The 23,654-nt window shown below is 59.5% G+C and carries 25 protein-coding genes and 1 pseudogene; 17 read left to right on the top strand and 9 right to left on the bottom strand.

Going from position 1 to position 23,654, the window contains the following annotated elements:
* The first annotated feature begins 8 nt into the window (after window positions 1-8).
* The 5 genes from ribB (at window position 9) to K426_RS30385 (ending at window position 5,072) form a co-directional block, all read left to right on the top strand.
* Window positions 9-1,121: a 3,4-dihydroxy-2-butanone-4-phosphate synthase gene (ribB, locus tag K426_RS17025; protein ID WP_066559573.1), complete on the top strand. Its 1,113-nt coding sequence runs from the start codon at window positions 9-11 to the stop codon at window positions 1,119-1,121.
* 371 nt (window positions 1,122-1,492) lie between these two features.
* The gene (locus tag K426_RS17020; protein WP_066559571.1) at window positions 1,493-1,828 is read left to right on the top strand and encodes a flavin reductase family protein; all 336 of its coding nucleotides are present in this window, start codon (window positions 1,493-1,495) and stop codon (window positions 1,826-1,828) included.
* A 296-nt stretch (window positions 1,829-2,124) separates the two neighbouring features.
* Window positions 2,125-4,248, top strand: coding sequence for a TonB-dependent receptor (locus K426_RS17015; RefSeq protein WP_082748658.1), 2,124 nt, complete (start codon window positions 2,125-2,127; stop codon window positions 4,246-4,248).
* Between the two features lie 81 nt (window positions 4,249-4,329).
* Window positions 4,330-4,689 carry a hypothetical protein gene (locus K426_RS32565; protein WP_237229824.1) on the top strand — a complete coding sequence of 120 codons (360 nt, stop codon included), beginning with the start codon at window positions 4,330-4,332 and terminating at the stop codon, window positions 4,687-4,689.
* Window positions 4,662-5,072, top strand: a complete 411-nt coding sequence (locus K426_RS30385; protein ID WP_237229823.1) for an MFS transporter — start codon at window positions 4,662-4,664, stop codon at window positions 5,070-5,072. The genes K426_RS32565 and K426_RS30385 overlap by 28 nt, the downstream gene beginning before the upstream one ends.
* 105 nt (window positions 5,073-5,177) lie before the next feature.
* Here the strand turns inward: K426_RS30385 and K426_RS17005 are convergent, their stop codons facing one another.
* A complete protein-coding gene (locus K426_RS17005; protein WP_066559562.1) occupies window positions 5,178-6,008 on the bottom strand; it encodes an AraC family transcriptional regulator in 831 nt (276 codons plus the stop codon).
* A gap of 284 nt (window positions 6,009-6,292) precedes the next feature.
* Here K426_RS17005 and K426_RS17000 point away from each other — a divergent pair, with 284 nt between their 5' ends.
* The 6 genes from K426_RS17000 (at window position 6,293) to K426_RS16970 (ending at window position 9,905) form a co-directional block, all read left to right on the top strand.
* Window positions 6,293-6,796: an Lrp/AsnC family transcriptional regulator gene (locus tag K426_RS17000; protein ID WP_066559560.1), complete on the top strand. Its 504-nt coding sequence runs from the start codon at window positions 6,293-6,295 to the stop codon at window positions 6,794-6,796.
* Between the two features lie 177 nt (window positions 6,797-6,973).
* On the top strand, window positions 6,974-7,723 hold the full coding sequence (locus K426_RS30380) for an SDR family NAD(P)-dependent oxidoreductase (RefSeq protein ID WP_082748654.1): 750 nt from the start codon (window positions 6,974-6,976) through the stop codon (window positions 7,721-7,723).
* A gap of 78 nt (window positions 7,724-7,801) precedes the next feature.
* On the top strand, window positions 7,802-8,287 hold the full coding sequence (locus K426_RS16985; protein WP_145907362.1) for a YegP family protein: 486 nt from the start codon (window positions 7,802-7,804) through the stop codon (window positions 8,285-8,287).
* Window positions 8,288-8,774: 487 nt separating this feature from the next.
* Complete coding sequence (locus tag K426_RS16980; protein ID WP_066559552.1) at window positions 8,775-8,981, top strand: cold-shock protein; 207 nt, start codon at window positions 8,775-8,777, stop codon at window positions 8,979-8,981.
* Window positions 8,982-9,472: 491 nt separating this feature from the next.
* A complete protein-coding gene (locus K426_RS16975) occupies window positions 9,473-9,679 on the top strand; it encodes a hypothetical protein (protein WP_066559551.1) in 207 nt (68 codons plus the stop codon).
* Window positions 9,672-9,905 (top strand): hypothetical protein, encoded by a 234-nt coding sequence (locus K426_RS16970; RefSeq protein WP_206377484.1) that lies wholly within the window; start codon window positions 9,672-9,674, stop codon window positions 9,903-9,905. The genes K426_RS16975 and K426_RS16970 overlap by 8 nt, the downstream gene beginning before the upstream one ends.
* A gap of 73 nt (window positions 9,906-9,978) precedes the next feature.
* Here K426_RS16970 and K426_RS16965 read toward each other — a convergent pair whose 3' ends face one another.
* Entirely contained in the window at window positions 9,979-10,671 is a 693-nt protein-coding gene (locus K426_RS16965) for a CDP-alcohol phosphatidyltransferase family protein (protein WP_066559550.1), read from the bottom strand.
* A gap of 401 nt (window positions 10,672-11,072) precedes the next feature.
* Here K426_RS16965 and K426_RS16960 point away from each other — a divergent pair, with 401 nt between their 5' ends.
* The 3 genes from K426_RS16960 to K426_RS16950 are packed head-to-tail and all read left to right on the top strand — an operon-like array spanning window position 11,073 to window position 11,694.
* Window positions 11,073-11,288: a hypothetical protein gene (locus tag K426_RS16960; RefSeq protein ID WP_066559543.1), complete on the top strand. Its 216-nt coding sequence runs from the start codon at window positions 11,073-11,075 to the stop codon at window positions 11,286-11,288.
* Window positions 11,285-11,527, top strand: coding sequence for a hypothetical protein (locus K426_RS16955; protein ID WP_066559540.1), 243 nt, complete (start codon window positions 11,285-11,287; stop codon window positions 11,525-11,527). Before K426_RS16960 ends, K426_RS16955 begins: the two co-directional genes overlap by 4 nt.
* A gap of 2 nt (window positions 11,528-11,529) precedes the next feature.
* A complete protein-coding gene (locus tag K426_RS16950) occupies window positions 11,530-11,694 on the top strand; it encodes a hypothetical protein (protein WP_162492912.1) in 165 nt (54 codons plus the stop codon).
* Here K426_RS16950 and K426_RS16945 read toward each other — a convergent pair.
* The 3 genes from K426_RS16945 to K426_RS16935 form a co-directional block, all read right to left on the bottom strand.
* Window positions 11,677-12,426, bottom strand: a complete 750-nt coding sequence (locus tag K426_RS16945; protein WP_066559533.1) for a spermidine synthase — start codon at window positions 12,424-12,426, stop codon at window positions 11,677-11,679. The two genes, K426_RS16950 and K426_RS16945, sit on opposite strands and share 18 nt — an antisense overlap.
* Window positions 12,427-12,627: 201 nt before the next feature.
* Entirely contained in the window at window positions 12,628-12,756 is a 129-nt protein-coding gene (locus K426_RS32860) for a hypothetical protein (protein WP_257721798.1), read from the bottom strand.
* Window positions 12,757-13,026: 270 nt separating this feature from the next.
* Window positions 13,027-13,326, bottom strand: coding sequence for a hypothetical protein (locus K426_RS16935; RefSeq protein ID WP_197672723.1), 300 nt, complete (start codon window positions 13,324-13,326; stop codon window positions 13,027-13,029).
* Between the two features lie 130 nt (window positions 13,327-13,456).
* Between K426_RS16935 and K426_RS31355 the strand changes: the two genes are divergently transcribed.
* Window positions 13,457-13,672 (top strand): hypothetical protein, encoded by a 216-nt coding sequence (locus K426_RS31355; protein ID WP_145907359.1) that lies wholly within the window; start codon window positions 13,457-13,459, stop codon window positions 13,670-13,672.
* Between the two features lie 429 nt (window positions 13,673-14,101).
* Window positions 14,102-15,118 (top strand): IS4 family transposase, encoded by a 1,017-nt coding sequence (locus tag K426_RS16925; RefSeq protein ID WP_237230037.1) that lies wholly within the window; start codon window positions 14,102-14,104, stop codon window positions 15,116-15,118.
* Between the two features lie 97 nt (window positions 15,119-15,215).
* On the opposite strand, the gene groL is transcribed toward K426_RS16925, so the two are convergent.
* Window positions 15,216-16,841, bottom strand: a complete 1,626-nt coding sequence (groL, locus tag K426_RS16920; RefSeq protein ID WP_066561921.1) for a chaperonin GroEL — start codon at window positions 16,839-16,841, stop codon at window positions 15,216-15,218.
* A 753-nt stretch (window positions 16,842-17,594) separates the two neighbouring features.
* Here groL and K426_RS16915 point away from each other — a divergent pair.
* Entirely contained in the window at window positions 17,595-18,470 is an 876-nt protein-coding gene (locus K426_RS16915; RefSeq protein WP_066559527.1) for an OmpA family protein, read from the top strand.
* Between the two features lie 234 nt (window positions 18,471-18,704).
* Here the strand turns inward: K426_RS16915 and K426_RS16910 are convergent, their stop codons facing one another.
* From K426_RS16910 to K426_RS16900, 3 genes and pseudogenes are all read right to left on the bottom strand, one after another.
* On the bottom strand, window positions 18,705-19,232 hold the full coding sequence (locus tag K426_RS16910; RefSeq protein WP_066559525.1) for a GNAT family N-acetyltransferase: 528 nt from the start codon (window positions 19,230-19,232) through the stop codon (window positions 18,705-18,707).
* Window positions 19,229-19,414: pseudogene (locus tag K426_RS16905) on the bottom strand (ArsC/Spx/MgsR family protein); the annotation flags it as partial. The pseudogene K426_RS16905 and the gene K426_RS16910, both read right to left, overlap by 4 nt.
* Before the next feature lie 104 nt (window positions 19,415-19,518).
* A complete protein-coding gene (locus K426_RS16900; RefSeq protein WP_066559516.1) occupies window positions 19,519-23,652 on the bottom strand; it encodes a beta strand repeat-containing protein in 4,134 nt (1,377 codons plus the stop codon).
* Between the last annotated feature and the right edge of the window lie 2 nt (window positions 23,653-23,654).

The raw sequence follows: 23,654 nt of genomic DNA, 5'->3' as shown, positions 1-23,654 counted from the left end.
GTTGAACAATGACAGGCGCACCATCCAATGCCAATGATCGATTTCTCTCGTCCACGGAGGAGATCATCGAAGATGCGCGCAACGGCCGGATGTTCATTCTGGTTGATGATGCGGATCGGGAAAATGAAGGCGACCTCGTGATCCCGGCGCAGATGGCGACGCCGACCGCGATCAATTTCATGGCAATGCACGGCAAGGGTCTGATTTGCCTGGCCCTCGACAAAAATCGGGTGGACCAGTTGCGCCTGGGCTTGATGAGTCCCAAGAACGAGACGCGGCACGAGACGGCGTTCACTGTTTCCATCGAGGCAAGGGACGGCGTTTCCACAGGCATCTCTGCCGCCGATCGTGCCCGGACGATAGCCGTGGCGATCGACGGGTCCAAGGGACCAGAGCATATCGTGACGCCAGGGCATGTCTTTCCTCTTGTCGCGAGGTCGGGCGGAGTGCTGGTTCGCGCCGGCCACACCGAGGCGGCCGTTGACGTCGCTCGCCTTGCCGGCCTCAACCCGTCCGGCGTGATCTGCGAAATCATGAAAGACGACGGGACGATGGCCCGGCTCGACGACCTCATGGAATTCGCAAGGCTCCATGAGCTGAAAATCGGCACCATCCGGGATCTGATCGCGTACAGGCGCCGCCATGATCACGGTGTCGAAAGGCTGGCGAGTGCCAGGTTCGCGAGCAAGTGGGGCGGTGAATGGATGGCGATCACCTTTCGCGTCAAAGGGGCGGAGAACGAAGCGCTCGCATTGGTCAAGGGACAGATTGATCCGGACAAGCCGACGATCGTCAGAATGCATGCCATGGACATTTTCTCGGACGTTCTCGGCCAGGCCGACAACCGCAGCGATCTTCTCTCGCGCTCCATGGAACTGATAGCTTCTGATGGAAACGGGGCTGTCGTTCTCTTCAGTCGCGATACGCCGCTTTCGCGCTTGCTGCGCGTCAAGGCCGGCGAACCGCTCGGTGACGTGAAAGAGCTTCGCGACTATGGCGTCGGCGCCCAGATCCTCGCTGAACTGGGCATCCACGACATGATCGTTCTGACCAATTCGCCGCATACGCCGGTCGCGCTGAAGGGGTATGGGCTGAACATCGTGGAACATCGCCAAATTTGAATGCACACTGATCGCGGCCGTTGAATTACTATCGCGGATAGTTGGTCCCGACGCCATCAATCCGCGGCAACATCATCGCGCCCTTGATCGATGCCAATGAACTGACTTCATTCCGCAACCTTCGGCGGGCTCCCTCATCTCTGCTGATGGTCGTCTGCGAAGGCCGATGGGTGCCGATTCAGGGAATGTGCAAGTCCATGTTCGGCGGCGAGCGGGATTCTTGCCCCTCTTATCCTCAGCGGCAGATCATTCCGCATGTGCCGTTCGGGCGGTGCGAGATCGGCATCTCATGCCGGTTATCTTGTGAGAGTTTGCGGAATGGAAACTTCAAAAGCGTCTCTGAACGACGACGCTTACACCAGTGAGGGCGTGTGACCAACCAGGACAATCTGCTTCAGGAATGTGTCGGCCCGGCATCTTTCAAGGAGGTTCTGCGCGCGATCGTAGGGTCCGGGTCGATCGTGGCGGCGGGGCGGGGCGCCGACAGGCGCGGGCTCACCGTTACGGCCGCGTCCTCCCTCTGTGTCGAGCCGCCAATGGTCCTGGCATGCATCAATCGAAGCGCCGAGGCGCACGACATCATCCTGAAAACGGGGACATTCTCCTGGAACGTCCTGTCGATTGACGACATCGCCCTCGCGCAGGGGTTTGCGGCGATGGACGGCAGCAGGGCGCCACTCATCTATTCTTCGGGTAACTTCGGTTGAATTGTTCATAATGAATAGGGGAGAAATTTTCCGGAAATACCAAGGCGGTCAACTTTAGACCATCCAATAAAAAGTTCGCAGGAAGAATGAAGGCGGCTCAGTCATCCGCAGCAGGTGCCGCATGATTGAGTGCACTTTTGATAGAGTGCGTAAGGTGATCGTGACCCACTCACCTTCGAGAGCGGAATGCAGCTGGTTTAAGGCGGCGCTGTATTGGCGACGCACCTTCAAGCTCTGTCAAGCAATGCGGCAAAAGGTCAGCGCATCTGCGCGATCCAGACAAAAAGGGGAGTAAAATGAAGCACAGACCTATTCTATCTATTTGCCTTTCGACTGTGGCATCGGTGTCGATCCTTGGCTTGGCAGTGACGCCCGCATCGGCTCAAGGCCAGCCGTTCAGCCAGGACGCGCAGGAGGAAGGCCGCTCGGCTGGTGACATCGTCGTCACTGCCCGTAAGCGGAGCGAGCGTCTGCAAGACGTGCCGGAGACGATTACCGCTTTCTCCGCCGATATGTTGACGAAAGGCGGCATCGCCAATGTCGATGACCTCGGCCGGCAACTGCCTAACGTCATACTGAACCGTCGCGGCGACAATGAACCCAATGTCGTCATCCGTGGCATTGGTGCGTTCGGTAACACCCAGGGTGTCGGTTTCTATGTGGACGATGTGCGCAACATCACCGATCAATCGGCACGGCTCGTCGACCTTGAGCGTCTGGAGGTGCTGAAGGGACCGCAGGGAACTCTTTACGGCGGCAGTTCCATCGGCGGCGCGATAAAGTTCGTGACCAGGAAGCCGAGCTATGAACAGGAAGGCCATTTCACTGTCGAGGGCGGCGAGCAGAACATTTTGAATGTCCTGGGTTCGGTCAACGTCCCGATCGTCGACGGAGTCGCCGCACTGCGCATCTCGGGTTATGCCGATCACGACGGCGGCTACAAGTACAACCCCAATCTGCATGTCAATTCCGACAAATCGACGGAATATGGCTTCCGTACGGTGCTGCGCCTGAACCCGGACGACGCAACTGAAGTGCTCGCCAGCTTCCGGTACAGCCGGACGGAGAATGCCGGGAACGACTATTATGTGACAAGTGGCCCGCAGGAATATTCGTTCGAAACGCCGCTCAGCGAGCGAAATTACAACCATAAGCAGATCCTGGGCGGGATCTTGTCCGTCACACGCGATCTCGACTTCGCGACGTTGACATCATTGAGTTCTTATACGCGACGTAAGAACCGCATCCTTTGGGATATCGACTATACGCCTGCGGACGATGTTACCGCCTCGCAGGACGCTCCGGTCGTCACGAAGGTGTTTACCCAGGAGCTTCGGCTCGCGTCCGACAATAGCGGATCTCTCAATTGGCTGGCAGGCGTATATTACAGTTCGATCCGCGACCTTGATCTGCTGAGCCATGTTGATCTTTACCTTGGCGCGCCTGCGGCCGGCGATCCGACCGTCGCCAACTATTACAATGTTACCACGCTGGCGCGGCAATATGCTGGCTTTGCCAACATCGGCTGGAAATCCGGTGGTTTTGAGGTAAATTTCGGCGCTCGCCTGGACCATAACAAGGTGAAGGGGATCGATCTCAATACCGGCGGAAAGAACGATACGTCCGACACGATCGTTCTGCCCAAGCTTTCGCTAGCCTACCATGCCTCTCGCGATCTGCTGCTCTACGCATCTGCTTCGAAGGGTTATGAGCCAGGGCGGCTCAACATCGCCGCGGATGCGGTGTTGATCCCGTTCAAACGGGAAACGGCGAACAATTTCGAAGTTGGCGCCAAAGGTGAGTTGTTTGGCGGTCTTTTGCAATATGACGTGGCCGGCTTCTACATAAAATATAAGGATCGCCAGTTCGAGACCCGCATCAACGTCGACGGCATTATCACTGAGTTCATCACCAATATCGGTACGTCCGAATCGTATGGCGCAGAGTTCTCCGGAACATTGCGGCCGACACGGGACCTGTCCATATCGGCCAGCGGCGGCTTCCTCCATTCCAAGTGGAAGAAAGGTGTTTTCTTCGAGCAAGATGTGACTGGGAACACCGCGACCAACGCGCCGCGCTTCTCGGGTAACATCAATGCCGACTATACCCATCCCGTCACGGACAAGCTGAAGGTCGGGTTGCGCGGCGAACTTACCCACACCAGCAGCTTCTACTGGGATGTCCCCAATCTCACAAAGCAGCGGGCCTATGATATTGCCGGCTTCCGGATCTCCTTGGCTGATATCGACGATAAATGGGAATTTGCCCTGCGCATCGATAATGCCTTCAACAAGGTGTATAACACCGAGTATCAGGATCAGATTCTGAGCGACCGGGTCAACGGCGCCTGCGATAGGTGCAGCGACGCAAGGATAGGGCAGCCCCGGGTGATCAAAGGCTCCTTCTCCTATAAATTCTAATGGTAGTCGGGGGACGTCGAGCGGCATCCCCCGATGTTGGGCAGCGTGTCCCATGCGGCCGCGATGAGGGGGAGCGGCCAAATGAGCGATGGCAACGCGTTGGAAGCAGACAACAGGATCATGCAACTGTCGCGGCGATATCCCCGCTATGCGCTTGCGGTCCTGTTTCTGCTTTACGCATTCAATTTACTTGATCGCCAGGTCGTCAACATTCTTGCCGAGCCGATCAAACGAGATCTGCAGTTGGCCGACTGGCAGCTTGGTTCCCTGGCGGGACTGTCTTTCGCACTCTTCTACGCGACGCTTGCTCTGCCGATCGCCCGCGTGGGCGAGCGCGGCGACCGGGTGAATGTCATTGCATTTCCGCGATCGTATGGAGCTTCTTCACGACGCTATGCGGCCTCGCCCAGAGCTTGGCGCAGCTTTTCCTGGCGCGGGTAGAAGTCGGCGTTGGGGAGGCGGGGTGTACGCCGGCGTCCCACTCCTTGATCAGCGACTATGTTCCCCGCGAACAGCGGGCTTCGGCAATGGCCGTTTTTTCGCTCGGCATTCCCGTTGGCTCGTTGATCGTCGGATTACCCGGAATCGTTCTTGGCCTTATTTCCCTGTGGAGCCTGCCCGAGCCACGGCGCATGGCCGTCAACGCTATGGCGCCCGCCTCATCACCCAGCCTCCGGGAGTCTTCGGTAACCTGCTCGGTTGCCCCTGAGCGTGGGTACGTTGAGCGACGTGTTTGCCGCTCGTCTGGGCGCTGGCGGGGGAATTCGATGGTCGCTGATCGTCATCAGTTTTCGGATATTTTGCGGCGACGATCGCATTTCTGATGGCCCGCCGGACGATGCGCAACGACATCGTCAGTTGAAGCCGCGGAGGTGGAGGCGGCGCTTCCCAGCGTAAGGGGCGGTCCGTTCTCTGAAGCCGCCCACCGATCAGGTCGCCTCTCCCTCCACCCGATCCTGCAGATACCGCCGCGGAGGCTGGCCCATATATTTCTTGAACATAGCGGTGAAGGCGCTTGGGGAATCATATCCCAGCTCCTGAGATATGACCTGGACCGTCGTTCCAAAGCCAAGTTTCTGCACCGCGATGACGATGTGGAGCTGTTGGCGCCAGCGGCCGAACGTCATGCCGGTATGCTTGAGAATCAGCCTTGCCAGCGTCCGCTCGCTCATGGCCACTGTCCTGGCCCACTCCCGCACGGTTCTTCGATCGTCGGGCGAATCAAGCAATTCCGCGGCGATCTGTTGTATCTTCGGATGGCTGGTGACAGGAAAGTGAAGAGGTTCCGCCTTCATCTGGGCCAATTCGTCCAGAAGAACCCGTGCGAGGCGGCTGGTCGGCCCTTCCAGCGGGTAGAGCGGCGGCAGCTTGGCGAGGTGGAAGATCATCTCCCGCAGCATGGGATTGATAGAGAAGGTTGCGCAGGAATGCGGAAGCGCGCCGACATCCGGGTCAATGAACACGCAATAGGATCTGCCATTGTCAGAGATAGCGATACGATGGGGCACACCGCCCGGCACCCACACGGCGCCGTTGGACGGAACAATGCGGATGCCGTCAAGTGTGCGGCAGACAATCGAACCCTGCGCGCTGACGACCAGTTGCCCCTTCCTGTGCTGGTGGATCGGCAGCTCGTCGTCATTCTCTTTGCGCTGAACCAGGAAGGAGGTCACTGGGCGGGGATATTCGTCAGGATCGAGTGATGAAAAACTGACGCGCAGACCCTCCAGATCCCAGCAGCGTCTGGCGGCCTCATCCATTATAATGTCAGTTGACCGATTCGCGATGCTTCGTGCCATCTCTGACATGCCGCACTCTCCTTTTCAGCCAAGTTTATACCCGATTTTGACCGTTTTGCGACATAAATTGGCAATTATGTGAATCCTGTCGGTCGATCCGCCGGAATATAGTCTGCCGTGGTTTTGGTAAAAATCGACGAGGATAGATGCCTGGAGATCCGGTTGTAACGGTCCACGGAATTTTGTGCCGGTATCCGCCGCATTTGCACTTCAGGCTGCTTTTTCAAAGCGGGTAGGATAGCAAAATGAACATGCTCACGCTCGATAGGACGGACATCAAGATCCTGAATGAACTGCAAAGAGACGCAAATCTGACCAATGTGGAGCTTGCCGACCGGGTCAACCTTTCGCCTTCGCCCTGTCTCACCCGAGTGAGGAAGCTGGAGCAGACCGGCATCATCGACCGGCGCGTCACGCTTCTGAACCCGAAGGTCATGGGGCTGGAGATCAATGCCTACATCCAGGTCACTCTCGACAAGCAGCCGCGCGCCGCGTTGGACGCGTTTCAGGCGGCCGTCGAACGGTTGCCTGAAGTAATGGAATGCAACTGGATGACGGGCGAGTGTGACTTTCTCCTTCGCGTCATCGTTCGGGACGTCGAAGAGCTTGAATGGCTGATCGCCAAGAAGTTGTCCAAGATCGAAGGGGTGGCGAGTATCCGGTCAAACCTCGTGTTGAAACAGGTCACCTACAAGACAGCGCTTCCGATAGACGCCTCGCGGACGTTGAACCTGCGGCTCGATGCTTGAACTTCATGACGCCCTGAACAGCGCGCCGGCACCCCCGTGGTGACGTGGACGCGGAGAGGGGGCTCAGCGTGCGGGATGTAGACGCGGACTTTGCGGCTGCCGTGCTTGCAGGTGCAGGAAAGCTCTGCGTCGATGCCTCCAGCCAATCAACCATGAGGTTACTTCGGACCGGAGAGGATCTATGAAACAGTCCGACTTGACCGGAAAGTCGCGCTTATCACCGGCTCGTCACGCGGCATCGGCTGCGCCATCGTAAAAGCCCTCGCAGAGGCGGGCACGCGGGTGGTGATCTCCAGTCGTAAACGGCCCGCGTGCGAAGAAGTCGCCGCCAGCATTTCAGAGAAAGCCGCTTTTGAACGGCGGATCTATCGACGCAGCAATGTCATTGAACGGCTGTTGGGCCATCTTGAAACTGGCGCCGTATCGCAATTCGATACGACCGACACGCATAAGGAGAGGAAGTTTGAGGCTGGGAGGGTCATGCTGGAAGAAGTCGCAGGCGCCCTCAAGGATGCTTGCGCGTTGCGTGCGGTGGGCAGCGTCAAGATATTTGCCCGACTTTGGCCGCTTGATCGGCCAGGGCACAAGCCATGGTGCAGTGGAGAGCAATCAATAGCGCGCGGGAACGATCCGAATGCGGTCGATCGCGCTGGGTGTGGCGCGCAACAGCGCAACTGCTGCCGTTCGCACCTCCTCCATCAAGGCGGCGTCATAATTCTCGGCTTCTGGTTGCATCTCGACATCGGTTTCAATCACCAGGATGAGATGCCGTTCTCGTCCATCAATCTCCCACTCATGCCAGCTTCTTATGATATTCCGATGGGAAAGAAGTTCGTCGATTTTCATTCTCCCGTCAGCAAGTGGGAGCACAATCTGGTCTCTCAGCCGGTCGCATCTTGCAGAAACGCGCGAACGATCGACGAATGATACAGGACCGGAAGGCATGAAGCCAGCGGTCGACCGGGCACATTGAGAATCGATGCAGGGTTCATGGCAGGATATGCTATGGAGCATGATCACGCGATTTTCCGCCGCAAGCTTCCTGTGACAGAGAGACTCATGCACTCCCGCTTGCACAGCAGGAGGATGACGATGTCCGGTTCTCTGGACCATCCGTTTTTCGATGCGCTTGAGATTGGTGCTGAGAAGCATGTTGAACAATATTCGGCCAACCAGCAGTTGCAGTCTGGCGACGCTTCAAATGCTCAAAATGAGGCTGGCCCGTTGGGATTGGCTCCTTGGCGCTCAGTGCCCTTATGGGTTTCCAATGATCATGCTGAACCCTATTTCGAAATCTATCGGGTCATGCCCGCGCATATGCTGGCCAAGCGCGCTGGGCCTGAGGATTGGCGGTGGCGCTTCTGCACGGCCGATGGTCATGTTCGGGCCTCCGGCGGCAGCTTCACCAATGCGAAGGACTGTCGGGATGCCATCGATGCCCTGCGCCGCACTGCCGGGCGCGCGCGGGTCAGGCAAATAACCGACGGTTGAAACGATGGCCATTATGCTGGTTGGGGCGACCCGGTAGTCGGGGTCGGAGCCAGACGATTTTGGCTCACTCATAAAATTCGACCATCTGGCCCATCTTTTGAGCATCGCGAAAGAAAAAGTGGAACGTGATTTTGATCTTTCAGCAGAGGAAGCTCGCCGACTTAACGAAGCATTGGATAAGCTGACACAATAACGAGGCTGGCGGCAAATTCACTGAGCCTATTTCGCTTCTGTCTTTCGATCAGGAAGGGCGTCATTTTATGTTGTCCCACGATAATCCTGTCGTGGCTCAAGCCGAGATTTAAACTATTCCGTAAGCGTCTGAGGAAGGCAGATTGACTTTTGCCCCGTCGCCCGCCATATGGAAGGCGCTAAACGTCGCCTGCGACGGAATTTGCCCCAATGGGTGCTCCTTCCCTTCTCGCGCTATCGGCTCCGCTCGTGCTTTTGCGGGCGGGTATCCTGTTTTCGTGAAAGGAAACATCCCATGCCCATCGGCACCGTCAAATTCTTCAACGCTGACAAAGGCTATGGCTTCATTGCGCCCGAGGATGGCGGCAACGACAGCTTCGTACATATTTCCGCCGTCGAACGCGCAGGCATGGCCACGCTGAACAAGGACCAGCGGCTGAGCTACGAGATCGAGATCGACCGTCGCGGCAAGCAGTCCGCCATCAATCTCGAAGCCGCCTGACAGACGGTCAAGCGGACAATCCGCTTTGAAGCAAGCTTTCCCGGCACGGCCTTTGGCGGTGCCGGGGCGGCATTCCCCGCCTTTCCGTTTGTTCGGCTGGCGGGAGTGCAGGAAATGTTCAAGGACATGGGAGGCTGTAGTCGGTCTCCTGCCGCCCGGCCGGATTCCGGTCCGGCGACTTCCAAGCGTCGGACGATGCAAGTCGTCCGCACACAGCCGGACCGCCCATATCGCGGCGGCATAGGCAGCGCCGAGTTTGCGCGCCACTTTACAATCATTGTGCGCCCATAGGCGCTCATCAGGAATATCATGAATTTCAAATTTCCGAACATCTCCGGCCTTTCCAATGGGCCTTCCGCTTTGCGCAAGATGCGCCGTCCGGACCATCGGCCCGCGTCCGCGGGCGTATTGTCGGCCCCGGATCTGCGCCGTGTCGTGGCTGAAATGCTCGGCTGAAACGCCGCGGCTCGATTCCATTCGGGAGATTGCCCATGTCCGTCACCAGTGATTTCTACCTGGCGCGGGTTGCCCAATGCGCTCGCGAGGCGGGCGAAACCGATCTGGCCAATGTCCGCGATCGCTGCCTGCGCGCGAAGGCGGCGTGGCAGGCGATGGCCGACCGTGTCCTGATGGGTGAGGCTGACCGAAAAAAACAGGCCGCCGACAAGGCGGCCCATCAGGAGCGGCTCTTTGGCTAGACATTCAGGCAGACATTTCAATGGCCCCCGTCTTTCTCCGGAACAGGCGGCGCGGCAAGGCCGCATTTCCCAATTGGCCATCGCCCGACTGGGCGCGCAGGACGCCATCGCTTTTCTCAACGGCAATGACGAGCAATTGGGCGGAAGGCCGCTCGATCTGGCGATAGAGAGCGCCGAAGGCCTGCGCGCTGCGGAGCAGCGGCTGGAAGAACGGGCGGACGCCTGAATTCCTTCAGGCGCGCTTTTCAGAATTCGGGCGGCGGAAAATCCTGATCGCCGTCCAGGCGGCGGTCTGTCCCTCACCTCGAAATCCGGCGTTCCGTTTCCGCCAGGGCGAGCCTTTTCCCCGTGATCAGCGTCTGGGCGATGAAGAGGACGATCAGGATCGATCCCGCCGCTCCCACGAATATATCGAAGCCCGACCAGCGCCCGAAGAGACCAGGCTCCGTTCCCAGCACCATCATCATGATGGTCAGCCCGATGAGCATCAGCCGCAGTTCGGTCGGTCCGGCGGAAAGATAGGAAAGCTTCAATTCGCCCAACACCCGCGCCGACAGAAAGGCATGGATCGACAGCAGCAGATAGCCCGCCAGCGCGATCAGGGCGACATCCATGGTGACGAATGGACTGAGGCCGATCCCAGCAAGGATGAGCAGCGTCGCCAGCCCATCGCAGCTATGATCGATGAAATATCCGTAGGATGGACGCTCGATACGCCGGTATCGCGCCAGGCTGCCATCCATGGAATCGCCAAACCATTGCACGGCATAGCCCGCAATGGCGAGCAGCAGCCAGGATGAAGCGAGGTTGCTGGCGGCATATCCCGCAAAAATCATGACCGCGCCTGCCATGCCGGTCGCCGTCAGGCGATCCGGCGTTATCCAGGACGGCATCCGGTGGCACAGCCAGTTGAGCAGCCGCCGCTCATTGGCGGCAAGCCAGTTCTGTTGAATCCTGGAAAGCGATGGGGGGGATTGGGGCTGGATCGTCATAGGCCTTCGATAATAGTCTGGAACAACCGGGGCACCTGCGGCGCCGTTATAAGGCAAGTATCAGCCGCCGCGTCCGAAAATGCGCCAGCCAAGAAAGATCAGCACGATGACCGATGCGATCAGTGCCACTTGGAAAGAGAGATGATCTTCCTGCATCACATGCTTCCCTATGCGCGGGAGCACCCAAGTCTCTCTGTCGGATCGTGCGGAAGAAAGACCCGATGATCTTCCGTAGCAGCCCCCAGGCGACCGGAACAGAATTTTTTACATCCGCGCGCCTTTCCCGGGGGACGGGAATGGCCTTCCATGCTATCAAGTCATTATTGCGCGAAATTTGCTGCAAGCATTCGCCGTGACAGAGAGACCATCGTGCTCCCGCTTGCCAGCAGAGGAGCCCAGTCATGGAAGACCTGAATTACCTGTTGAAACGCGAGCAGGAGGAGCTGCTGCGCGCACGGATCGCGCATAGCTCCGTGGCGCGCCGCGTTCATCAACGGCTCGCACAGGGATATGCGACCCGCATCCGCCACCATCCCCATCCTTACCGCACCCAGCGATCGGATGGTTCGGCTTCCTTCAACCCCTTTCCGTTCAACGTGGAAGGCGGTGCGGCATGAGCAGGGTCGTCAACGTGTGGGCCACGACCGATGTCATCGAGGCGGCATGCACGAAGCACGCATTCCGGATATCCGCCGTGGAAGCGTTGGTTTCCGGTGGCGCAAGGGTCGTGATGCTCGATCCCAGGGATGCCGACGCCTTTCGCATATTGATGAAGGACAAGCTGATCGAGGGCGCCGTAACCCGCTCGGCATCGCACATGGCCCGGCAATGGTCCCCCTCGCTCCATCGGAAATAACCATGGACCGCTTCGATTATCTCGATCGCCGCAGACAGGCGGAACTGAACCATGCCGATCTCGCCATCTGCCCTGTCGAGAGGAGGAAGCATGAGGAACAGGCGCGGGCCTATTCCAAGATCATTTCCGTTCTGCTCCGGAAGGGGGCATCACTGCGGGGGAGATAGGTTGGCGGGGTTGCCCGGCTTGGCCGCGAACCAGATATTATGCCAACGCTCCGAACTGCCGATATAGGCTGGCAAGATGATTTCATCGACTTCGAAACCCGACTCTTCCAGCCTCCCGGCAAAGCAATCGTCCGTATAGGACGACCAGATGGACAAGAGCCCCCCCGGCCGCAATGCGGCGTAGGCAGCGGCAAGACCGGCATGCGAATATAGCCGGTCGTTGCCGGGGGTGATGAAGCCGTCCGGCCCGTTATCGACATCCAGCAGGATGGCGTCGAAATGCTCCGACGTTTCCGCGATGACATCGTAGACGTCGTGCAGGCGGAGGCTGACGCGGGGGTCCGCGAGATTATTCTTGAACAGATGCGCCAGCGGCCCCTTGGCCCAGACGACGATCTGAGGAACCAGTTCCGCGACGGTCACAAAGGCCTCGGCAGTCCAGGCCGCAAGGACCGCGTCCAGAGTGAAGCCCATGCCAAGCCCGCCTACAAGGACATGCCCGTCTTTCCTGGTCAGGCGTTGGCTCGTCATCGTGGCCAGCGCCATTTCCGAAACATGGTCCTGACTTCCCATCAACTCGTCGCTGCCGAACTGGATGGAAAATTCCCTGCCGCATTTGAGCAAATGCAATTGGCCACCGCCCGGAATGTCCGCGACATCCACCGTCTCTATGGGCGGGTGGCTTGCCTTGGCGGTCTTGGCTTGCCGTTCATCGGCGATGTAGGCCCGCATGTCAGAAGACCGCTTTGATGAAGCGTCGTTACGATTCATGCTGTTCCTGTCGCATTCTCAGATCAATCGCGACGTAAACCAGCATGGCGTCCATTGCGCGGTGACGCCGTCCAATGCCCGGCTTGCACCCCCTTTGCAAGGCCGGTTCATAGGTTCGCGGCATACCCTTTAGGGGTTGCTTATTTGACCAGCGGAAGGGTTTCAGCTTTTCAAGGTTATAATATTCAATCCGCCCGGCTTTTGCGACGGGTTGGATGCATTGTGCTTCTTGGGCTTTTCGGCCTTGGGTTTGCGAACCTCGCGATTTGATTTTTTCTGACTTTTGGCCATTTGGGCATTCCTTCAAAAAGTGTTTTTGGATTGTTGCGGGGAGCTGCGATCAGTGCCGTCCGAATCCGAACCAGAGCGCTTCAGCATCGTCGAGCGCCTCGAACATGTCCGCGTCCGCGTGCGTTCGATTAAGATGACCGCGTATCGTATCGGGGTCTCCCGACCGAGGAAATGTCCGGTCGCCCGCCGCCGCCCGTGCCAGGTCTCCTATCCAACCAGGACGGCTGTGCTGTCCTATCAACCAGGTACCGAATTGCTCGATCTGAACGTTCACATGCTGGTCCTATCATGGCTGTCGCAGGGGATTGAAATCGCTTCGTCCAGCTTGTCGTTGGCGCGGATCGCCGCCTCTTCTTCATCCTCCCGCTGAAATTCCAGAGCGATCGCCGCATCTTCCGCGCTGAGCATATCCTGCTTTCCGGCTTCGCGTGCCTCAGCCTCCCCGGCCTGGATGTCCCAGGCGCTTGCGGCCGCCAGCGCGATCGTCCGTACCTTCTCAAGCAGCGTGGCGGCGGCAACCTGCCGATGATGCGCTGCCTGCTGCCTGCACATCGCTGAACTGTTGAACATGACTGGCCTACCGTCCGCCATCGGAGGGCGTGTTTCGGACCCACAAAGGAACCCAGCGCCAGTTTGCCGGCGGCGGGCCATCAGAAGGCCGGGTCTGCTCTGTCGGCGGACCGGCTGGAACCAACCCGCCATGCGCGGTATCGCGATCTTTTTGCAACGCTGCCTCCAGATCCTGAGGGGCGACCTGGTGATGTTCGATGGTCGCGCCTTTCCGGATACGCAGGGTGGTCGCGACCCGGCGAAAGCCTGTGTGGACATTGCCCTCAAATGGTTCTTCATCGGTTTCCACGACATAAGTGCCGGCGGGCAAAAGCGCTTCGAATTCCGGCAGGCGAAAGGGCGCTGAAAATGTCATCGCTTTGCGTGTCGTGCGGATCGTCATGACGCCGTCGCATCGGCAGGGCGGCTAGGGGTCGGATCATCAGACATTGCTCTATCTCCCGTTTGCAGGCGGGAGCGCGATGGTCTCTCTGTCACAACATGCCTGCGGCATGATCGGCGTGATGACGAATTCTAACACGAAACTTCCGGTCGGCGTGCATCTATTCGTCAGGGTGCCGGATCGATGCAGCCCACGGGATCGAAGCCGCTAGAGCGCGCTGCGTTAAATTGGACGCCACCGTACACGACAGAGTGTCGAAGGGCGGCATGATGTGCTTGAACTGAAGATTCTCGACCAAGAGGATCTACGATGTTCACAGCTTGTCATGCCGCCCTGATGAAGACGTTATGCCGCCAGTTCAGGCTGGGCAAGAGCCGGCTTGAAACATTGGCGGTGCTTGTGATGGCGCTTGCGCAATCGCGGACAGTGAACCTGACACATCTGGCCTGTCATTTGCCCGGGCAAGCAACGCACGCTTCGGGCTATCGCCGACTGCAGCGCTTTTTCCAGCACGTTCAACTGGAATCGGATCGGCTGGCGCTGCTCGTGGTGAGCATGCTCAATCTGTCCCGCAAGAAATGCCTGGTACTCGATCGGACCAACTGGAAGATCGGCTCGACCGACGTCAACATCCTCATGCTGGCGATCGTGACGCGCCGTTTCCGAGTGCCGTTGCTGTGGAGCATGATCGGACATCAGGGCTGTTCCGATACCGATCAGCGCATTGCCTTGATGCAGCGCTATCTGGCCCTGTTTCCCGCTGCTTCAATCGAACTGCTGCTCGCCGACCGCGAGTTCATCGGCGCACAGTGGATGGATTTCCTCAATGAAAACAATATTCCCTTTGCGATCCGCCTGAAGGAAGACATGACCCTCAACCTGGCTAACGGCACAACATGGTCGTTCCGCACGCTCTTGCGGCGAAAGCGGGTGGGCGGAACGGCAATATGGGAAGGGCGGCTCAATGGAACGACAGGCGCCACCAGCCAGCCACTGCGGATCGCCGCAAAACGCTTGGCCGACAAGCAGGTTTTGATCGTCGCGACCAACCAGCCGGAGGCAAGGCAGGCTCTCAATCTCTACCGCAGGCGCTGGGGCATCGAATGCCTCTTCGGTGACGCCAAAACCCGCGGTCTCAACCTGGAAGACACCCGCATCAAAAACCCACGCAAGCTCGACTGTCTGCTCGTCGTCGTCACCCTCGCTATAATCTGGGCATATCGATGCGCCACCCGCGTCATGGGCATGAAAGCCATCCCGCGCAAAACCCATGGGCGACGCCAAAAATCATGGTTCCGGCTCGGCTTCGACAGCCTCAGGCAATGGATTATCAACGATCAACCCAAAGCCGCCTCCGCATGGAGCGACGCCGCTCCCATACGGCTACTCATTCCGCTCCATTCCCGATGAGTCGTGTACGGTGATTGGACGCAGGGCACGCGCTCTAGTTCTTTGTTGTCGCATCGTTTTTCGCGCAAAACCGGTTCCCACTTTTGCACACGATGCTCTAGAATCCCGCGCCGGAAGCCATGGCTTGCGGGCCGCGGCTGTCGGTTCCCAGTTCGGCAACCGCCGCTTCGGTGGTGATCAGCAACCCGGCAATGGAGGCCGCATCCTGCAAGGCGGTGCGGACAACCTTGGTGGGATCGATGACGCCGGACTGGAAGAGATTCTCATATTGCTCGCTCTGCGCGTTGAAGCCCAGATTTTCGTCTTTCCCGTCCAGCAATCGACCTACAACCACGCCGCCATCATGTCCGGCATTCTCCGCGATCTGGCGGAGCGGCGCCTGCAGTGCCCTGCGGATGATGTCGATGCCGCGCCGCTGGTCGTCATTGACGGGGACAAGGCCGTCCAGCGCTTTCGACGCATAAAGGAGCGCGGTGCCGCCGCCGGGCAATATGCCTTCCTCCACCGCTGCGCGGGTCGCGTGCAGAGCGTCCTCCACTCGATCCTTGCGTTCCTTGACCTCCAGTTCGGATGACCCGCCGACCTTGATGACGGCGACGCCACCGGACAGCTTCGCAAGACGTTCTTGCAGCTTTTCCCGGTCATAATCGCTCGTGGTGGTTTCGATCTGTGCCTGGAGCGCCGCGACGCGGGCCTTGATGACTTCCGGACTGCCGGCGCCGTCGACGATCGTCGTGTGATCCTTCGCGATCGTCACGCGCTTGGCCGTACCCAGCCTGTCCAGCGTGACATCCTCCAATTTGATGCCAAGATCCTCGGTCACCACGTCGCTTGCCGTCAATATGGCCAGATCCTCCAGCATCGCCTTGCGGCGATCGCCAAAGCCCGGCGCCTTGACCGCAGCGACCTTCAGTCCCCCGCGCAGCTTGTTGACGACCAGCGTCGACAGCGCATCCCCTTCGATATCCTCGGCAATGATGAGCAGCGAACGGTGCGCTTGCGCGACCGCTTCCAATATGGGCAGCATCGCCTGCACATTGCTCATCTTCTTTTCGTGGATCAGAATGACGGGGTCTTCCAGTTCGACCGCCATCTTCTCGCTGTTCGTAACGAAATAGGGCGACAGATAGCCGCGATCGAACTGCATTCCCTCGACCACATCCAGTTCGAACTCGACGCTCGCCCCTTCCTCGATGGTGATGACGCCTTCCTTGCCGACCTTCTCCATCGCCTCGGCAATCCGGTTGCCGACGATCTCATCGCCATTGGCCGACACGATGCCGACCTGTGCGATTTCCTGATTGTTCGACACCGGCTTGGACCGGGCCTTGAGTTCGGCAACGACGGCGGTGACGGCCAGGTCGATGCCCCGTTTGAGGTCCATTGGATCGATGCCGGCCGATACCGACTTCATCCCCTCCTGAACGATCGCCTGGGCGAGGACGGTCGCCGTCGTGGTGCCGTCTCCAGCATGATCATGCGCCCTGGACGCGACGGCGCGGATCATCTGCGCGCCCATATTCTCGAACTTGTTATTGAATTCCAATTCCTTGGCGACGGTGACGCCGTCCTTGGTGATCCGGGGCGCGCCGAAGCCCCTGTCGATAAGGACGTTGCGCCCCTTTGGGCCAAGCGTCACGCGCACGGCATTGGCAAGGATGTCGACGCCGCGCGCGATGCCTTCACGGGCTTCGTGCGCCAATTTCACGTCTTTGGCTGTCATGGCTTGGGTCCGACTTTCCTGGCGCTGGTCCGCGACTAAATCGTCGCTTTCACAAGCGGAAGCCAGCGCTACCAATTTGCGAGCTGGCAGTCTCCAACAAGAGTGCCAATGACCCTGATATGCGCCCTGCGTTAATCAATAACAAGCTCTACCCCGCGCAAGAATTGTTGCGGGCTGGTCGACGCGCTTCATGACGGACTCCCTGATCGTTCCGGAACCTCGGATCTGCCTCGTTGCTTTGAATGGGAGATCGCTCAAATCCCGGCTTGGATTCCCGATTCGGGTGGGCAGGACCGGTTCAAGGCGCCGAAAGCAGATGCCAAGACGGCACCAAATGAATGTTTCGAAAGGAAAAATCGTGGACTGTCGAATTTTGGCCGGGAACTCAGTACTGCTTTCTTTGGAACAAATGGTTGTCAATTGAGGACAATCTCTCCAAAATCTATTGGGTAACTCTACCACGCATGAACATTCGTTTGCCCGGCATGGTCTGCATGGTCTGCATCGGTTCGTCGCACGATGCACTCCTATTGCCTGCACAAGCACCGGCGTGAGCGGCCTGTTCATGTGGCAGAAAGGTTAATCTGAACAGGCAGAACATCCATGGCGCTCATCCGCAGCGCCGTGCCGTACATCTTACGAAGGTAAATGGAGGGGGTTCTGACAGCTGAATACGCCATCACGCGGGCGGCAGTCGGACGAAAAGCTGCGGTCACGCAGGCCCGACTGGTCGAATTTTGAAGGAGTAGCGTGATGAGTGTCATTTCCAAAAGCCCGAAATTTCTCTTAATGCTTGCCCTACTTTCCGGGGCATCTTCGGGCAGTTTGTCCGCGCAGACGCAGGACGCGCCCGCGCCTGCCGCCGACGTTTCGGCGACCGCCTATTTGCCTCCGGCTAAGCTGGCCGCAGGGCCGGAGATCAAGGGCATCATTTCCGCGCGCAGCGGCGACAAGATGCAGGTCACGGCGGCCGACGGCACCAAGTCCGTCATCGTCATCAACGATGCCACCAAGATCAGCGCCAGCAAGGGCTTTTTCGGCCTCAACCGCAGCAGGCTTGCCGCGACCTCGCTGCTCAACGGTGTGCCGGTGACGGTCAAGACGCTGCAATCGGATGGCGGCCTGGTGGCGAGCCAGATCAATCTGCAGAACAAGGATCTCCGGACTGCGTCGATGATCCAAAACGGCACCGAGCAGGGCTTTGCCGAACAGACTGCGGCAACGGCGGCGCTGCGCGGTCGCATGGGTGAGATCGACCAGTATAATATCAAAAGCACGACGAACGTGAATTTCGACACTGGCAAGGCGGTGCTGTCCGCTCAGGCGAAAAACGAGCTCTGCGCCGCGGCGACCACTGCCGAAGGGATGAGCAACGCCCTGCTGCTTGTCGTCGGTTACACGGATTCGACGGGAGACTATGAATATAACCAGCAGCTTAGCGAAAAGCGAGCCGGTCGCGTCATCAATTACCTGCAGCAAGCCTGCGGCTGGAAACCCTATCGCATGCTGACCCCCACCGGGATGTCCGAAGCGGACCCTGTGGCGAGCAATGATACTGTTGAAGGCAAGGCGCAGAACCGCCGCGTTGCGGTGAATATTCTTGTCAGCAAGGCCGTAGACGGTCTGTGAGACGGGCGGGGTGGGCTTTGCCCCACCCCATTTCCCCGGCTTGGCATTGCCGGGTCGTGACCACAGTTAAGTGGCAGCGCATCGAGCGCGGCATGGTTGCGCCGTAACATGGCGGACCGAACAAGCTGTGCGACGACCACGGGCACGACGCGCGTCACGCCGATGCCGCGCCCATGCAAAGGGCCGCTCACAAGGTGAGATATCGTTCGAACAGGGTCATGGCCGGATCTCCGATCAGGCGGAAGGGGGAGGCGTCGTGGAACCGTCGCCCAGCGCGATCTGCATATAGACGGTGTCCAGCCATTTTCCGGCTTTCCAGCCCATAGCGGCCAGGCGTCCGACCTGGTGGAAGCCGCAGGATGCATGCAGCGCCACGGACGCCGGCTCCGCGCCTCCGACGACCGCGACCATCTGGCGAAAGCCGGAAATTGTGGCGGCATCGATCAAGGCCCGGAGCAAGGCGCGGCCGATCCCGGCGCCCAGGCGGTCATGGGCGACATAGATGCTGTCCTCGCACGCAAAGGCGTAGGCGGGCCGGTCCCGAAACTGCGTCGCATAGCAATAGCCAACGACCTCCGCATTGATGTAGGCGACCAGAAAGGGCCAGCCGCGTCCGGCCAGGTTCCTGATTTTCGCCTCGGTATCAGCGACGGAGGGCGGAACGGTCTCATAAGTCGCCGTGCCATGCAGTACATGATAAGCATAAATCGCGGCGATCGAAGCCGCGTCCGCGATCCTGGCCGGACGAATGACGATGGTCATCGCCGCGTCGCCTTCACGGCTTCGCCATCCTCCTTCACGAAAGGGGCGGACTGCGGGGATGGGAGGAGATCCAGAACCGCCTCGGATGAGCGGCAGAGCTTAACGCTCAGCTGTGACACCACCAGCGGACGATTGATGAGAATGGGGTGCTCCATCATCGCGTCGATCAAGGCTCTCTTGGTTCATCGGGAAAACGCATGAGCACCATGGCGCTGCCATGGTGCTCATGTAACCGATCATGATGGTCCCGGCGGGAAATGCCATCGGAATTTCGAAGAGACCCAGATCAGCCGAAACTGATCAGCGTTCCCGAATGCCCGTCGGACCACAGGCCGAAATCTTCGGCATGATAGCTGCCGATCAGCGTCAGATGCGCGACGTCGGCTCCGCTGGTCACCGTCAGCACCCCGCCGGTCCCTGTATCATTGGCAGCATAGCTCAGCATGGTCGCCGCATCGAACGCCAGGTCTGAAAGGTCGACGCGATCATCGCTGTCCAGTCCCGCGATCGTCCCGCTGAAAGAGATGCTGTCATCGAACAGGATCAGGCCAGTCGCCCCCGCATCGACCACGATGTCGGATGTCACGTGACCGCCGAATTCGACCGTCGCGGTGCCCGACAGCACCACATCGCCGCTACCGCTTACATCCCCGACCAGCACCGCATGGCTGGAGTTGAGCTGGATCAGACCTTCATTGTCGATCGCGCTGACCACCGTCAGGCCACCGCTGCCCGTGGCTGCGATGATTCCGCTGTTGCTGATCATATTGGTTCCCGTGTCGAGCACAAGCCCATGGGTTCCGTCGGCGATGATCGAGCCACCATTGATGAGGGTCAGCGTGCCCGCGCCGATCTCGCCCGCGCCAGATATGATGTTGTCCACATTGTTCAGCGTGACGGACGGCAGCGTTCCACTGATGACATTGCCGCCATCGTCGCTCAGCACCACATGGCCGCCGCCCTGAAGCGTCGTGCCATATTGGATAAGCTGCAGCAATGTCGTGTCGCCCGTCGATTCAAGGCTGATCACGCCGCTGTTGACGATCGTGCCGCTCAAGGGAAGCATTGCCCCGTTGCCGATAGTCATGACGCCGGAATTGCTGACCACAGGCGTTTCGTCGAACAGGAAGTTTGCCGTCGTCAGCGCCGCCGCCGTCACGCCCTGAAGCGTGATCGTCTGCCCTTCCGCCAAGGTGAGCAGCGCATTGCCCGATGCGTCCTCCGCAAGATGCGCGAGCACGCCGGAAAAATCACCGATCCCGGCATAGCCGATCAGATCGATCCGGTCGGCTCCGATATCGAAATCATGTACCTGATCGGCGCCGATCGGCTGAGCGAACACGAAGATGTCCGCTTGCGCCGATCCGGTCAGCGTGTCGTCGCCCGACCAGGCGAAGATCGGGTTGCCGGGGGCATAGGCCTCGACATTGTCAGCGATATGCATGGTCGCCATGGCCCCGTCTGCCTGCGTCCAGCTCATCGCGACATCCAGCACCATGGCGCCCGCGAAGGTGGAAGGCGTGGTGACGGACAGTGCGCGCGGATCGGCGGTCAGGACGGTCCAGCTGCCGTCAGCATTGCGGGTGCCGCCGTTCAGCGCCCAGTCGTCGGGCATGTGGGTGACGGTGACGAGAACATCGCCCGCCTGGTCGGCCGGAGAGGAGAGGCCAAGGTTGATCGGCGCTCCCGCGACGCCCGCCGGTTTCAGGCCGCTTGCCTGTGCAGCATTGCTTAAATTGCCTGCGACATCCTTGAACGCGCCCGCATCGATGGCTGCAGTATAGGATGTGCCGTTATTGGCGCCATTCGTTTTGGCGACCTCGATCGTGAACACAGTGTTGTTCGATGACCATGCCCCGGTTCCTGTCACGATTGAGGCGGTTCCGGTGGCGGCGGCAAGGTGAATTTTCGAAGCATCGAAGAACGACGTGTTCATCGCTTCGTTGAACGTAATGATCAACTTGCTGTTTTGATTATTATTGCCCTGAAGGCCTGTAATAGAAGTGATGCCCGGTGATGTCGTATCTCCACTGCTGACCGCCACGGTGTCCGATCCCGGAGCGCCCGGATTGAGCGCCGCATCCGTATAGAGCGTCGAACCCACCGATACGCTGCCAGTCCCGGTAAAGCCGGCAGTTTTGGTGTATGTCGCGGTATAGACCAGCGGATCGGCCGTAGACTGGAAGTTGCTTATCGTGCCGCCGACCGCACTTATATCGCCGGATCCAAATCCAACCGGCGTTTCGGAAAATGTGAAGGTCACCTGGGAACTGGGATCGTTATTATCCAAAGAAGCATCGATGATGTTTACAGCTACTGTCGGGTTCTTCGTATCATAATTCTGGCTGGCGCTGGCTCCGATGATGGGGTTACCCGCGCCATCCATCGCGGCGCCGTTCGCCACGGAAACGCCGATCGTTCCTGCCTGGTTATTGGCGTCCGGCGTGACCGACAGCGTGTAGCTGTGGCCATTGACCGCCGTGAACGTGCCCGCCGTCCCGCCGGTGACGGTGATGTCGCTGGCGGTAAAGCCCGTCACATTCTCGCTGAAGGTGAAGGTGAACACCACCGCGCCGCCAGCATTGTTGGCGACTGCCGCGGCTTCATCATCGGTGATCGACAGGGTCGGCGCCTTGGTGTCTATCTCGTAATTGGCGCTCGTCCCGCCGGTGCCCGCATTGCCCGCAAGGTCGGTATAGCCCGACCCCACCGTCACGACGTTCGAATCATCCTCGATATTCGCCGTCGGCGTGAAAGTCGCTGTCCAGACCTTGCCGTCCAGGCTGGTGAAGGTCGAGAGCGTCCCATGCTCCACCGTCACGTCGCTGTTGTCGAACCCGGTCACCGCTTCGGAAAAGGTCACCGTCACAATGGACGTATCGCCAATCTTGAGAGCGCTGTCACTCATCGTCACCGACGCAAGAGTCGGATTGAGGGTGTCGTAATTCTGGCTGGCGCTCGATCCGATGATGGGGTTGCCCGCACCATCCACGGCAGCGCCGTCGGCGACGGAGACAGCGATGGTTCCTGCCTGGTTATTGGCGTCCGGCGTGACCGACAGCGTATAGCTGTGGCCGTCGATCGCCGTGAACGTGCCCGCCGTCCCGCCGGTGACGGTGATGTCATCGGTGGTAAAGCCGGTGACATCCTCGCTGAAGGTGAAAGTGAACACCACCGCGCCGCCAGCATTGTTGGCGACCGCCGCGGCTTCATCATCGGTGATCGACAGGGTTGGCGCCTTGGTGTCGATCGCATAATTGGCGCTCGTCCCGCCGCTGCCCGCATTGCCCGCCAGGTCGGTATAGTTCGGCCCCACCGTCACGACATTCGAGCTGTCCTCGATATTCGCGGTCGGCGTGAAGGTCGCGGTCCAGACCTTGCCGTCCAGGCTGGTGAAGGTCGAGAGCGTCCCATGCTCCACCGTCACGTCGCTGTTGTCGAACCCGGTCACCGCTTCGGAGAAGGCGACCGTCACCGTCGACGTGTCCCCAATCTTCAGGGCCGTGTCGCTCATCGTCACCGACACAAGAGTGGGATTGAGCGTGTCGATATCGATCGTCGCGGGGGTGGCCGCCGCATTGTCGTTGAGCGCCGCATCGGTGAACCTGGCCGCGTCGACCGTCACCGAGCCCGTGCCGCTAAAGCCGTCATCGGCGGTGAAGGTGGCGTGATAATGGGTGGCGTCGTCCATCACCAGATTGCTGATGGCGCCGTGGCTCGCGCTGATGTCACCCTGGGCAAAGCCGACCGGCGCCTCGCTGAAGACGAAGTTCACCTGCGAACTGGCGGTGCCGTCGCTGAGCGCCGTCCCGGCAAAGCCGACGGTCACGGTGGGGTTGAGCGTATCATAATTCTGGCTGGCGCTGGCGCCGGTGACCGCGTTGCCGGCAAGATCGGTGGCAGCCCCATCGGCCACGGAGACGGCGATCGTCCCCGACTGGCTGTCGGCGTTCGGCATGACCGACAGCGTGTAGCTGTGGCCATTGACCGCCGTGAACGTGCCCGCCGTCCCGCCGGTGACGGTGATGTCGCTGGCGGTAAAGCCCGTCACATTCTCGCTGAAGGTGAAAGTGAACACCACCGCGCCGCCAGCATTGTTGGCGACCGCCGCGGCTTCATCATCGGTGATCGACAGGGTTGGCGCCTTGGTGTCGATCGCATAATTGGCGCTCGTCCCGCCGCTGCCCGCATTGCCCGCCAGGTCGGTATAGCCCGACCCCACCGTCACGACATTCGAGCTGTCCTCGATATTCGCGGTCGGCGTGAAGGTCGCGGTCCAGACCTTGCCGTCCAGGCTGGTGAAGGTCGAGAGCGTCCCATGCTCCACCGTCACATCGCTGTTGTCGAAGCCCGTCACCGCTTCGGAGAAGGCGACCGTCACCGTCGACGTGTCCCCAATCTTCAGGGCCGTGTCGCTCATCG

It is taken from the genome of Sphingobium sp. TKS (genome assembly GCF_001563265.1).
Taxonomy (GTDB): domain Bacteria; phylum Pseudomonadota; class Alphaproteobacteria; order Sphingomonadales; family Sphingomonadaceae; genus Sphingobium.
Note: the sequence above shows the minus strand (reverse complement) of the source record. Positions and strands in the feature narration are given on the sequence as shown.